This window comes from Streptomyces kurssanovii, assembly GCF_040677245.1.
Taxonomy (GTDB): Bacteria; Actinomycetota; Actinomycetes; order Streptomycetales; family Streptomycetaceae; genus Streptomyces; species Streptomyces kurssanovii.
Window position 1 is genome coordinate 14,412 of sequence record NZ_JBFAQK010000031.1, and the last position, 12,779, is coordinate 27,190.

At 69.9% G+C, this 12,779-nt stretch carries 9 protein-coding genes and 1 pseudogene; 3 read left to right on the forward strand and 7 right to left on the reverse strand.

All coding sequences use genetic code 11. From position 1 onward, the window contains the following. Complete coding sequence (locus tag AB0K36_RS21535) at positions 1-738, forward strand: sirohydrochlorin chelatase (RefSeq protein ID WP_364596732.1); 738 nt, start codon at positions 1-3, stop codon at positions 736-738. A 51-nt stretch (positions 739-789) separates the two neighbouring features. On the opposite strand, the gene AB0K36_RS21540 is transcribed toward AB0K36_RS21535, so the two are convergent. The 3 genes from AB0K36_RS21540 to AB0K36_RS21550 form a co-directional block, all read right to left on the reverse strand. Beyond that, positions 790-1,416: a mycothiol-dependent nitroreductase Rv2466c family protein gene (locus AB0K36_RS21540; RefSeq protein ID WP_364596734.1), complete on the reverse strand. Its 627-nt coding sequence runs from the start codon at positions 1,414-1,416 to the stop codon at positions 790-792. Between the two features lie 146 nt (positions 1,417-1,562). Then, entirely contained in the window at positions 1,563-2,111 is a 549-nt protein-coding gene (locus AB0K36_RS21545) for a DUF1697 domain-containing protein (protein ID WP_364596737.1), read from the reverse strand. 77 nt (positions 2,112-2,188) lie between these two features. Further along, on the reverse strand, positions 2,189-3,388 hold the full coding sequence (locus AB0K36_RS21550; protein WP_189471505.1) for a S8 family peptidase: 1,200 nt from the start codon (positions 3,386-3,388) through the stop codon (positions 2,189-2,191). 453 nt (positions 3,389-3,841) lie between these two features. On the opposite strand from AB0K36_RS21550, the gene AB0K36_RS21555 reads away from it, so the two are divergent. Further along, a complete protein-coding gene (locus AB0K36_RS21555; protein WP_364596740.1) occupies positions 3,842-6,154 on the forward strand; it encodes an MMPL family transporter in 2,313 nt (770 codons plus the stop codon). A gap of 306 nt (positions 6,155-6,460) precedes the next feature. On the opposite strand, the pseudogene mgt reads toward AB0K36_RS21555, so the two are convergent. Beyond that, positions 6,461-7,709 (reverse strand): annotated as a pseudogene (gene mgt, locus AB0K36_RS21560) (macrolide-inactivating glycosyltransferase). Between the two features lie 419 nt (positions 7,710-8,128). On the opposite strand from mgt, the gene AB0K36_RS21565 reads away from it, so the two are divergent. Then, positions 8,129-9,427: a glycoside hydrolase family 10 protein gene (locus AB0K36_RS21565; RefSeq protein WP_435877901.1), complete on the forward strand. Its 1,299-nt coding sequence runs from the start codon at positions 8,129-8,131 to the stop codon at positions 9,425-9,427. Between the two features lie 159 nt (positions 9,428-9,586). Here the strand turns inward: AB0K36_RS21565 and AB0K36_RS21570 are convergent, their stop codons facing one another. Genes AB0K36_RS21570 through AB0K36_RS21580 form a run of 3 tightly spaced genes read right to left on the reverse strand, consistent with a single transcriptional unit; the run spans position 9,587 to position 12,659 of the window. Beyond that, a complete protein-coding gene (locus AB0K36_RS21570) occupies positions 9,587-10,891 on the reverse strand; it encodes an ABC transporter substrate-binding protein (protein ID WP_364596746.1) in 1,305 nt (434 codons plus the stop codon). Further along, positions 10,891-11,733, reverse strand: a complete 843-nt coding sequence (locus AB0K36_RS21575) for a carbohydrate ABC transporter permease (protein ID WP_364596749.1) — start codon at positions 11,731-11,733, stop codon at positions 10,891-10,893. The genes AB0K36_RS21570 and AB0K36_RS21575 overlap by 1 nt, the downstream gene beginning before the upstream one ends. After that, complete coding sequence (locus AB0K36_RS21580) at positions 11,730-12,659, reverse strand: carbohydrate ABC transporter permease (RefSeq protein WP_435877902.1); 930 nt, start codon at positions 12,657-12,659, stop codon at positions 11,730-11,732. Before AB0K36_RS21580 ends, AB0K36_RS21575 begins: the two co-directional genes overlap by 4 nt. Between the last annotated feature and the right edge of the window lie 120 nt (positions 12,660-12,779).

Consider the following 12,779-nt stretch of genomic DNA (forward strand, 5'->3'; position numbering starts at 1 on the left):
ATGCACAGGCCCGTCCTCCTTGTCGTGGCGCACGGCAGCCGTGACCCGCGGCACGCCGCGACCGTCCACGCCCTGACCCGGCGGGTGTCCTCGCTGCGGCCGGGACTGCGGGTGGAGACGGCGTTCCTCGACTTCAACGCCCCGGCGGTGCCGCAGGTCCTCGGCCGGCTGGCGGCCGAGGGGGTCCGGGACGTGGTGGCGCTGCCGCTGCTGCTGACCCGCGCCTTCCATGCCAAGGCCGACATCCCGGCGGTCCTGCGCCAGGCACCACCGCAGCTGCGGATCCGCCGGGCCGAGGTCCTCGGGCCGTCGCCGCTGCTGCTGTCCTCCGTCCAGCGGCGGCTGTACGAGGCGGGCCTCACGCCGGCGGACATGAGCTCGACGGGCCTGGTGCTGGCCGCCGCGGGCTCCACAGACCCGGAGGCGATCGCAGTGATCGCTCAGACAGCGCGGGAGCTGCGGCACACCGGTTGGTGCGCCGTGCGGCCTGCGTTCGCCTCCGCATCCCTTCCCCGTACCGAGGACGCGGTCCGCGCGCTGCGGGCGGACGGCTGCGCGCGCGTGGCCGTCGCACCGTACGTGATCGCTCCCGGACGGCTGCCCGACCGCATCGCGGCGGGCGCCGGTGACGCGGACGTGGTGGCGGACGTGCTGGGCGACTCGCCGGAGCTGGCGCGGCTGCTGCTGCGCCGCTACGACGAGGCGGCGGCGCGGCGCCTGCTGGCGGCCACCGCCTGACGGCCCCCGACGCCGGGGCGGGGCGCCGCCCGGGGAGCGCGACGGCGCCGCTCAGTCGAAGACCAGGCTTCCGGTGCGGGCGCGCTTGAGTTCGTACAGGTCCGGGTGGTTCGCGAGGACGCGGAAGCTGTCGAAGAGGCGCACCGCCTCCTCGCCGCGTGGTATCGAGCCCAGCACCGGGCCGAACCAGACGGTGCCGTCCACATGGATGGTGGGCGTGCCGACATAGCCGTGGGCGGCCGGGTCGTGCCCCCGTTCGTGGCTGCGGCGCACCGCGTCGTCGTACGAGGCGTCGTGGGCGGCGGCGGCGAGTGCGGCGGGCAGTCCGAGCGCGGCCAGGGACTCCACGACGACCTCGTCGAAGTCCTCGTTCTTCTCCTGGTGGATCCGGGTGCCGAAGGCGGTGTACAGGTCGCGCAGCACCTCCTCACCGTGCCGGGCGGCCGCGGCTGCGGCGACCCGCACGGGCCCGATCGACTTGTCGACCAATGCGCGGTACCAGCCGGGGAGTTCGTTGCCGATGTTGTGGAGGTGGAGGCTCATCACCCGGAAGCGGAGATCGAGTTCCCGCTCGCGTTCGACCTCCAGCATCCAGCGCGAGGTGATCCAGGCGAAGGGGCAGGCGGGGTCGAAGTAGAAGTCGACGACGGTCCTGCCGTCGGTGTCGGAAGCGGTCATGGTGAGGACCCTATGCAGTGAATGGCAGGCGTCTCTGGTCCATTCACGCCCCGTCCGGCCGGGCCAATTCCGCCGCGAGGGCCGCAGGCCCGCCGGTGGCCGCAGGCCCGCCGGTGGTCGTCCGGCGGCGTCCGGCTCGCGCGGGGTCAGGTGCGGGTCATCTCCACCAGCTTGACGACGGTGTTCCAGTTGCGGCTGGTGGCGACGACGCCCTTGAGCAGACCCGGCCTGGAGAGCGCCGCCGCGAGCTTGGAGCGGCCGAGGCCTTCCGGCGCGTACAGATAGAGCGCGCGGTCGCCCAGCCGGAACTCCTCCGGCAGAAAGGCACCGGCGTCGACGGACGCGAACCGGTCGGGGGTGACCCGCTCGGAGAAGTAGGTGACGTGCAGCTGCTTGCCCTGGAGCGAGGCGGCGGGGAACGGGCAGGCGTCGGCGACCGCCCTCAGATACCGCCCGTCGCGCACCAGGACGTCGACGTGGAAGCCGAACGTCGCCTCGATCGCCTGCTCAAGACCGGCGGCAAGGGCGTCCTCGTCCTTCTCCTCGCTGCTGAAGACGGCGTTGCCGCTCTGGAGATAGGTCGCGACATCGCCGTGGCCCACATCGCTGATGAGCCCGCGGAGTCGTGCCATGGGGACCTGCTTGCCCGCGCCCACGTTGATCCCGCGGAGGAGTGCCGCGTACCTCGTCGTCATGGTCGAACAATAAGACGGTCGCCGTGCCCCGTGGGGGAGGGCACGGCGACCGCCGGTTCAGCGAGGTGGGCCGTCGGTCACTCGACGACCTTCAGCAGCTTGTTGGGCGTGCCCGCGCTCGGGTTGCTGATCTTGTCCGCCGTGGCCCCCTCGGTGAGGGCCGTGGCGACCTGCTCCGGCGTCGCGTCCTGGTGGCCCGCGAGGTAGACCGCCGCGGCACCGACGACGTGCGGAGTCGCCATCGACGTGCCGGAGATGGTCTTGGTGCCCTCGTCGCTGTCGTTCCACGACGAGGTGATGTCGGAGCCGGGGGCGTAGATGTCCACGACCTCACCGAAGTTGGAGAAGTCCGACTGGGCGTCCTCCTTGGTGGAGGAGGCGACCGTGATGGCCTCCTTCACCCGCGCCGGAGAGCCCTGGCCGGCGTCGGAGGACTCGTTGCCGGCCGCGACGCCGAAGGTGACACCGGCGGCGACGGCCTTGCGGACCGCCTCGTCGAGGGCCTCGTCGGCGCCGCCGCCGAGGCTCATGTTGGCGACGGACGGGCCCTGGTGGTTCTGGGTGACCCAGTCGATGCCCGCGACGACCTGCTCCGTGGTGCCGGAGCCGTTGTCGTCGAGCACCCGGACGGCGACGATCTTCGCCTTCTTGGCGACACCGTGCGCCGCGCCGGCGATGGTGCCCGCCACGTGCGTGCCGTGGCCGTTGCCGTCGTCGGCGGAGTCGTCGTTGTCCACGGCGTCGAAGCCGTGGGTGGCGCGGCCCTCGAAGTCCTTGTGGGAGATACGGACCCCGGTGTCGATGACGTACGCGGTCACGCCTTCACCGGCGCTGTCCGGGTAGTTGTACTTGCTGTCCCCGGCCGTGTCGGCCTGGTCCACCCGGTCGAGGCCCCAGGACGGCGGGTTGTCCTGGGTGGCGTTGATGGTGAACTTCTTGTTCTGGACGACCTTGGCGACGGCCGGGTCGGCGGCGAGGCGCTTGGCCTCCGTCTCGGTCAGACCGCTGGCGGAGAAGCCGTTGATGGCGGAGCTGTAGTTGCGCTGCAGCTTGCCGCCGTACTCCTTGGCCAGACCCTTCTTGTCGGTCTTCTCGTCCAGCATGACGATGTAGCTGCCGGCGACGGCGCCTTCGGCGTTCGCACCGTAGATCTTGCCTTCGGCCGGAGCGGCCGCCCCGGCGAAGGACGTGTTGAGAAGCGTGACGCCTGCTGCGGCGGCCACGGCGGTTATGGCGGCGGTGAGCTTGATCCTGCTCGCGCGCTTGTGAGTTGCCATGAAGAGGGGTCTCCTCGTCATCATTTTTGTGGGGGGATCGCCCCGCGGACGGAAGATCTCCGGGGGCTGGCTCGAAACCCTGACCGATTGACGCGCCCAGATCAAGGCCTTCATGCAGCTGTGACTCAGTCAACAAGGTTTCGTAATAAGAAATCGGCCATGCCGTCCCAAGTCGGGCCGGACCTTCGAACTCCCTTAGTTGTAAGGGGCTTCCATCGTTCTCGTCAGGGATGCGCACCGTCCCCGAGAAGGAGAGGACACCCGCCCCAAGTCACCGTCCGGCAGGACGAGACGACCTGAAGACGCCCATAGCTTCGAAGTGCGCGGCGGGCCTTTGCGCAGATTCCGCACACAGCCACCTCACGCGCGGATCACGGATATGGGCATTCCCGCACGCCATTCACACATTCGCTCACACATTCACCGACGAACGCGGTCGCACAACGAGGGGACATGCCTGTCATGGGGAGAGCAGGAAGCGGTCCGCGCGGTATCGCCGCGCGGGCCGGCGGCTGGAGCGCCCGGCACCGCTGGGCAGCCGTGGGGATCTGGGTACTGTTCGTGCTGCTCGCCATGGTGGCGGGTTCGGCCGCGGGCACCGTCGAACTCAAGGACAGCGAGCAGTTGTCCGGCGAGACCACGCAGGCGGCACGCATCACCGAGCAGGCCGGCATCGAGGAGCCCGCCTCGGAGAGCGTGCTCGTCCAGGCGAGGGACGGGTCCCTCACGTCGGACGACCCCGCCTTCCGCAAGGCCGTCGACGACGTCGTGCGGGCCGTCGAGGGAACGGGTGAGGTCACGGCCGTGACGACGCCCTACGAGACGAAGAGCATCTCGAGGGACGGCCGCAGCGCCCTGGTGCAGTTCGACGTGCGCGGCGACCCCGAGACCGCGAGCGAACGGATCGACCCCGTACTGAAGGCCGTCACGGACGTCCAGGACCGGCACCCGGAACTGCGGGTCGAGGAGCTCGGCAGCGCCAGCATGGGCAAGACGTTCGACGAGGCGTTCGGCGACGACTTCCGGCGGGCCGAGTTCTCCGCCGTGCCCGTCGCGCTGGGCATCCTGCTGATCGCCTTCGGAGCGCTGGTCGCCGCACTGCTGCCGGTGCTGCTCGCCATCACCGCGATCATGGCCACGATGGGCCTGATGGGCGTCGTCAGCCATGTGATGCCGATGAGCGAGACGGCCAACTCCGTGATGCTGCTCGTCGGTCTCGCCGTCGGCGTCGACTACTGCCTGTTCTATCTGCGGCGCGAACGCGAGGAGCGGGCCGCCGGACGCGACGGCCGCACCGCCATCATGATCGCGGCGGCCACCAGCGGCCGGGCCGTCGTCGTGTCGGGCGTGACGGTGTGCGTGGCCATGGCGGGCATGCTGTTCACCGGCATCGGGGAGTTCGAGTCGATGGGACTCGCCTCGCTGATCGTGGTGGCGGTGGCGATGGTCGGCTCGGTCACCGTACTGCCCGCGCTGCTCTCCCTGCTGGGCGAGCGGGTGGAGAAGGGCCGGCTGCCCTTCCTCAACCGCCGAAAGCGGGCCGCCGGTGCGCACGGCAGTGGTCACGGCGGTGCTCACGGCAGTGGTCGCAGTGCTCACAGCAGTGAGAGCCGGGTGTGGAGCCGGGTCCTCGGCGGTGTGCTCAAGCGGCCGCTGGTGTCCTTGATCGTCGCCGCGGGCGCGCTGGTCGCGATCGCCCTCCCCGCCCTCGGCATGAAGACCCAGAACTTCACCCTGGACCAGGAGTTCGGCGACTCGGTGCCGATCGTGGCGACGTACGAGCGGATCAACGAGGCCTTCCCCGGCGGCGCCGACCCGGCGCAGGTCGTCGTCAAGGCGGACGACATCGACTCCGTGCAGGTGAGGCAGGCCATCGCCGGCTTCCGTGAACGGGCCGTCAGCTCTGGCGCGTCCGAGGGGCCCGTGGAGGTCGTCACCCACAAGGCGCAGAACGTCGCCTTCGTGTCCGTCCCCCTGGTCGGCGGATCCGACCAGGACCGGGCGGAGAAGAGCCTCGAGAAGCTGCGGGACGAGGTGCGGCCCGCGACCCTCGGTCAGGTCGACGGCGTCGAGGCGCCGATCACCGGCCAGGTCGCGGGCTCGAAGGACTTCAACGACCAGCTGACCGGGGCGGTCGTGCCCGTGTTCGCGTTCGTCGTCCTCTTCGCCTTCGTCCTGATGCTGCTGTCCTTCCGCTCCCTGACGATCGCGATCACCTCGATCGTCCTCAACCTGCTGTCGGTGGGCGCGGCGTACGGCATCCTGACCGCCGTCTTCCAGCACGGCTGGGGCGCGTCGCTGGTCGGCGCGGAAGGCGTCGGCGCGATCATCGCGTGGCTGCCGCTGTTCCTGTTCGTGATCCTGTTCGGGCTCTCGATGGACTATCACGTCTTCGTGGTGTCACGGATCCGCGAGGCGAGGGCCAGGGGCCGCGACACCCGCGAGGCGATCACGCACGGCGTGGTGACCACGGCGGGCGTGGTGACGAGCGCGGCGGTCATCATGGTCGCGGTGTTCGCGATCTTCGGAACCCTGTCCATGCAGTCGATGAAGCAGATGGGCGTCGGCCTCGCGGCGGCGGTGCTGATCGACGCGACGGTCATCCGCGGGGTGCTGCTGCCCGCGATCATGGCGCTGCTGGGTGAGCGGAACTGGTACTTCCCGAAGTGGCTCCGCTGGCTCCCGGACATGACCCACGACGAGCCGCCGGCGCCTGGACCCTCCCGGGCGGAGGACGCGCGGGGGGCGGACCCGGTCCACGTCTGAGGCGGGCGGGGGGCGGGGACGGGTTGCGCCTGCGGCGGGCCTTTTCCCCACCCCGCCCCTTCCCGAAACCGGGGCAAGCCCCGGGCCCCGTACCGCCCTGCGGGCCCCGTGCCGCCCTGCGGGCCCCGTGCCGCGCTTCGCGCGGTGCCCTCAATCGCCGGGCGGGCTGACTTTGTCAGCCTCGCCGGCGATTGAGGCGCGGGGGTCCGGGGGCAGAGCCCCCGAAACACCGCGCGCAGCGCGGTACGGGTCCGGGCGGAGCCCGGTTACGGGAAGGGGCGGGTAGGGGAAACGGCCCCGCCCCGGCTACCGCACCGCCCCCGTCAGCTCCGCCTCGATCAGGTCCGCCGCCCGTCGTGTGCCCCCCTCCCCCGCCATCTCCGCGCGGATCGACGCGAGCCGCGCCGCGACCTCCGGGTCGGAGGTCAGCGACAGAACCGCCTCGCGCAACTCCTCCGCGGGCGCCTCCGTCGCGACGCGTCGCGCCACTCCCAGTCCCACCAGCATGTCGGCGTTGCCGAACTGGTCGACCGCCTGCGGCACCGCAACCATCGGGGTGCCGGTGGCCAGGCCCTCCTGGCTGCCGCCCGCGCCGGCGTGGGTGATGAACGCGTCCGCCTGTCGCAGGACCGACAACTGCGGTACCCAGGAGTGGACTTCGACGTTGCCGGGCAGCGCGCCGAGTTCGGACTCGTCCACGTGCCGGCCGATCTGGAGCACCATGTGCCAGCCGGGCAGGTCCCCGAAGGCCTTCACGCACTCGCGGTAGAAGGCGGGCTGCTTGGTGAAGGACGAGCCGAGGGACACGAGGAGGACCTTCTCCGCGTCCGCGGGGCGCTTCCACTCCCCCTGGCTCGCGCGGTCGCCCTGGCACGCGCCCACGAACGAGTACACCGACTCGTCCACCCGGTCGGCGTTCGGCTGGAGCGCCCGTGGGATGAGGACGATGCTGCGGCGCGGCCGGCCGACGAAGGTGTCGGGGTGCGTGGTGATCCCGTTCTCCGTGAGCCAGTCGGTGAAGCGCGCGTAGTACGCCTTGCCGCGCTCGGAGGCCCTGAGCTCCGCGGTCATCGGTTCGGCGACCTCCTCCTCGTATCCCTCCCAGGCGACGAGGTTGGGCGAGAGGGAGACGGCGGGCACGCCCCATCGGTGGGCGAGGACGATCGCCGGGTAGGAGGTGATGTCGTGGATGACGAGATCCGGCTTGTCCCCCGCGAACGCCTCGGCGAGCTGCGGCAGTACCTGGACGGCGTCGTTCAGGAAGGGCTCGATGTTGTCGATCAGTTCGGTGCCCCATGCCTCGGGCTCCTCCTCGGTGGGGAGGGTGGAGCGGTAGACGACGGGCTTCGCCCCCGTCTCGGCGATCCGGTCGGCGTACGACTCCGGGATCGCGTAGCTGACGCGGTGGCCGCGGGCGACGAGTTCCCGGATCACTTCCAGGCTCGGGTTCACATGGCCGGGAGCCGCGATGGAGAACATGGCGATGTGAGCACGCTGGGGTTCGGTCATGCGAGCCACAGTAAACGAGACGAGACGTCTCGTGCAACCCGGTAATGAATTCCGAAACATTCGAATACCGAATCCCGAGACTGACCGGAATACATACGATCCGACCACCCCCGCATCCCCGCTTTTCTGCAATGGCCAGCATCAATGCACCTCAGAGGCCATACCAAGCCTTTTGAGCCAGTTGAATGTTTCGAGAAGTTTCGAGAAATTTTCTGTTGACGGCGAATCAGGACCCTCGCATACTCTCCAGCGATCGCACCTCCCGCCGAGGCGGAATCAGAGCCTCGATGCGGACGCAAGGCACCACGACAGGTCCATCCCGCAAGGCACCACGACAGGTCCATCCACCTTGCCCGGGCGGCATTCCCGTTCACCGCCCGGTCTCTGGCAGAAGAGGTCGCAGTGATCAGCAGATCCGCACGCCGACGTGCCCGCACGGCACTTGTGATGGGAGCGGCGGCCGTCATGGCAGCCGCCGGCACCGTCGCCATGGAGGGCACCGCGTACGCCGCCGGCACACTCGGCGCGTCCGCGGCGGAGAAGGGCCGCTATTTCGGCACGGCCGTGGCCGCCAACCACCTGGGGGAGTCGCCCTACGTCTCCACCCTGAACACCGAGTTCAACTCGGTGACGCCCGAGAACGAAATGAAATGGGACGCGCTGGAGAAGTCCCGCAACTCCTTCAGCTACGGCCCGGCCGACCAGATCGTCAGCCACGCCCAGAGCCGGAACATGAAGGTCCGCGGTCACACGCTGGTCTGGCACTCCCAGCTGCCGAGCTGGGTGGGCTCGCTGAACGCGACCGAGCTGCGTTCCGCGATGAACAACCACATCACCCAGGTGATGCAGCACTACCGCGGCAAGATCCACTCCTGGGACGTGGTGAACGAGGCGTTCCAGGACGGCAGCAGCGGCGCCCGGCGCAGCTCGCCCTTCCAGGACAAGCTGGGCAACGGCTTCATCGAGGAGGCGTTCCGCACGGCCCGCGCCGCCGACCCCGCGGCGAAGCTCTGCTACAACGACTACAACACCGACGGCCAGAACGCGAAGAGCAATGCCGTCTACAACATGGTCAAGGACTTCAAGCAGCGCGGTGTCCCGATCGACTGCGTCGGCTTCCAGTCCCACTTCAACAGCGCCTCGCCGGTGCCCGGTGACTACCAGGCCAACCTCAAGCGCTTCGCCGACCTCGGCGTCGACGTGCAGATAACCGAGCTGGACATCGAGGGCTCCGGTTCGTCACAGGCCGACAGCTACAGCCGCGCCGTCAACGCCTGTCTGGCCGTCACCCGCTGCACCGGCATCACGGTGTGGGGCATCACCGACAAGTACTCGTGGCGCGCGAGCGGCACCCCGCTGCTCTTCGACGGCAACTACACCAAGAAGCCGGCGTACCACTCGGTGCTGGCCGCGCTCGGCGGCTCCGGAGGCACTCCTGGTCCCGGCACTCCCGGTGGAGCCACCTGCTCCGTCTCCTATCGGCAGACAGCCGCCTGGGGCGACCGCTTCAACGGTCAGGTCACGGTGACGGCCGGGAGTTCGCCGATCACCAACTGGTCCGTGAACGTGACCGTCGCCTCCGCCCAGGACATCGTGACCACCTGGAACGGCACCCCGACCTGGGACAGCAGCGGCAACGTGATGACCATGAGGCCGAACGGCAACGGCAACTTGGCGGCCGGCAGCTCCACGAGCTTCGGCTTCACCGTCATGACCAACGGCAACTGGAACGCGCCCACCCTGGGCGCCTGCACCGCCTCCTGACCCTCCCTCACCACGCCCGGCCGGCGCGGCGACCGTCCACCGGTCGCCGCGCCCAAAGTCGGGCCCGCACACGCATGCCGGGGGCCGCGCCCCATGCCGGCGGGGCATGTGGCAGGCCCGGACGGAACGGTGTGCCGAACCGCCGGGTGGGCCACGGTCTCAGCGCTGATATCGGGCCAGCACCAGATTCCCGTCCTTCACCAGCCGCTCCTTCAGCTCCTTCTCGTCGATCGCACCGCTGTAGAACTCCTGGTACGCGGGCGTCGCCACCTTGTCCTTCCACTCCGGATAGCCGCGCACCGACTGGGCCGGGGCCGACCGCAGATGCCGGGCGAGGTCCGCGCCGGTCGCCCAGCCGTCCTTCTCGGTGTGCAGGGCGGGGTCGCCGAGGGCCTGTGTGCCCGTCGGCAGCATCCAGTCGCCCTTGGCCAGCCGGACCATGTTCTGCGGGCGCAGCATGAAGTCGATGAACTGCGCCGCTTCCTTCTTGTGCGCGCTGTCCTGCGCGACGGAGAGCGTCTGCGGGCTGACTCCCTGGGCGGGCCCGCCCGGTCCGGCGGGCGCGGGCAGGACCGTCCAGCGGAAGCCCTCCGGTGCCTGCTGGGCGATCTGCTGCCGGTACGAGAAACCCAGCGGCACCATCGCGTACTTGCCGCCGAAGAAGCCGGGCAGGGTGTCCGACCCGCCCATGCCCAGGGTGCTGCGTGAGGCGCTCCTGTCGACGTTGACCTGGTCGTGGATCGTGCCGGGCACGACGCCGTCGCCGTCCCTGAAGTCGATGGTGACCTTGCCGTCCTGCCCCCGGTGGAACAGCCTGCCGCCCGCGGACAGCCCCAGGTTGAGCGTGACGGACACGGGCTCCTTGAGCGGCCAGGCGACGGCGTACTTCCCCTTGCCCATCGTCTTCGTCAGGTCCTTGGTGACCTGGCGGAACTCCTCCCAGCTCCAGGGCCGCTCGGCCGTGGGGAGCCGGACCCCGGACGTCTCGAGGATCTCGGTGTTGGCGATCAGCACCCGCGGTTCCTGGAGGAACGGGACGCCGTACACGCCGTCGCCGAACGTTGTCGTCTCCCAGCTCTGCCGCGGGATGTCCGCCCTCAGGCGCTCGGGCAGCAGCTCGGTCAGGTCCGCCAGATAGCCCCCGTAGGCGAAGTCGGCGAGGTCGTCGGAGGCGTCATGGATGATGTCGGGCGCCTCACCGCCCTCGAAGGAGGTGAGCAGCTGGTCGTGGACGCTGTCCCAGCTGCCCTGGACGTACTCGACCTGGACGTCGGGGTGGGCGGCGTTCCACTCCTCCACCAGTTCCTTGTTGGCGTCGACGGACTCCTTCTGCCAGGCCAGCGACTGGAAGCGGAGCCTGATCGTGCCGTCGTCGCGGGCCGGGCCGTCCGAGCAGCCCGTCATCAGCAGGGCGAGTGCGGCGGCGGCCGCGAGCAGCCGGCCCCGTGGTTTCCGTGTGCGCATCAGCTCTTCACCGCCCCGGCCAGCATGCCGCCCGTGATCCGCTTCTGGATGATCGCGAAGATGACGAGCGAGGGGATCGTCGCGAGGAACGCGACCGCGGCGAGCGGCCCCAGGTCGGCGACGCCCTCCGCGCCGAGGAAGTGGGTCAGCACGACCGGCAGGGTCTGCTTCTCCGGCGTCTTGAGCAGGACGAGCGCGAAGAAGAACTCGTTCCACGCGGTGATGAACGCGAACAGCGCGGTGGCGACGATGCCCGGCGCCAGCAGCGGCGCGGTGACCGACACCAGCGTACGGAGCCGGCTCGCACCGTCGACCGCCGCCGCCTCCTCCAACTCGCGAGGTACCGCCCGGACATAGCCGACGAGCATCCACAGCGCGAACGGCAGCGACCAGACGACGTACACCATGATCAGGCCGGACAGGGTGTTGATCAGCTGGAGGTTCTTCAGGACCAGGAAGAGCGGAATGATCACCAGGACGAACGGGAAGGCCTGGCTGACCACGACCCAGCCTGTCGCCGCCGTCGTGAGCCTGCCGCGGCGGCGGGCCATCGTGTACGCCATGGGGGTCGCGATCACGACGGCGATCAGCGCGGCGGTGAGGGCCGCGACCAGGCTGTTGCCGGCGGCCTGGAGAAGCGGCTGCTCGTCGAAGGCCTGCCGGAAGTTCGCCAGGGTCGGGTTCACCGGGATCCATGTGGGGTGCAGCGACCCGAGCTCGCGCGGCGGCTTGAACGCCGTGGAGATCAACCACAGGAACGGGAAGGCGAGGAAGACCAGATAGCCGAGGAGCGCGGCGTACTGTCCGGCGCGCCCCGCCCTGCCGGTACGCAGAGCCGTCATGCGTCCTCGCCTCCCTTGAGCCGTCCCACCAGGTAGAAGGCGAGCATCACCGAGATGAGCGCGACCATGACGCAGCCCATCGCCGCCGCGTACCCGAACTGGCCGTAGCGGAAGGCCTGTTCGTAGGCGAAGAGCATGGGCAGCCGGGTCCGGCCGCCCGGCCCGCCGCTCGTGAGCACGTACACCAGCGCGAAGGCGTTGAAGTTCCAGATGAAGTTCAGGGCGGTGACGGCGAGCGCGACCGGTCTGATCGCCGGCCAGGTGACGGTGCGGAACCGGCGCCAGGCGCCCGCGCCGTCGAGGGCGGCCGCCTCGTGCAGCTCGTGCGGGGTGTTCTGCAGTCCGGCGAGCAGGGCGACGGTGGTCTGCGGCATTCCGGCCCAGATCCCGACCACGATGACCGCCGGCAGGGCGGTGGCGAGGCCGGTGAGCCAGTCCTGTCCGCTGCCCAGGCCCAGATCCCGGAGGGTCTCGTTGAGGATGCCCGCGTCGGGGTTGTAGACGAGCCGCCACATGATGCCGACCACGACCTCGGGCATCGCCCACGGGACGATCGCCAGCGCCCGGGCGAGCCAGCGAAGCCGCAGCCGCTGGTCGAGCAGCAGGGCGAGACCGAGCGCGAGCAGGAACTGCGGGACGGTCACCCCGACCGCCCACAGCAGGCCGATCCGGAACGACTCCCAGAAGAGTGTGTCGTGGAGCAGATCCTGGAAGTTGAGCGTGCCGACCCACTCGGTGGGTTCGGTGCGCCCGGCCTGAGCGTCGGTGAAGGCCAGCGAGATGCCGTAGAGCAGCGGTCCCACGCTCAGCACCAGGATGGGGATCAGCGCGGGCAGTACGAGGAACCAGGCCCCGTGGTCCACCGTTCTCCCGGTGCTCCGGGCCGCCTTCCTCCCGGACCGCGCCGTTGCGGTCGCCGATATCACGTATTCGACTCCTTCGGGCGGCTGGTCATGGATTGTCCGGCCGCCCCGGCGGCCTCCGTCATCGTGCTGACGGGCCGTCGGTTCGTCAAGGCGACCTGCACGGATGCGAGACTTTGTCGG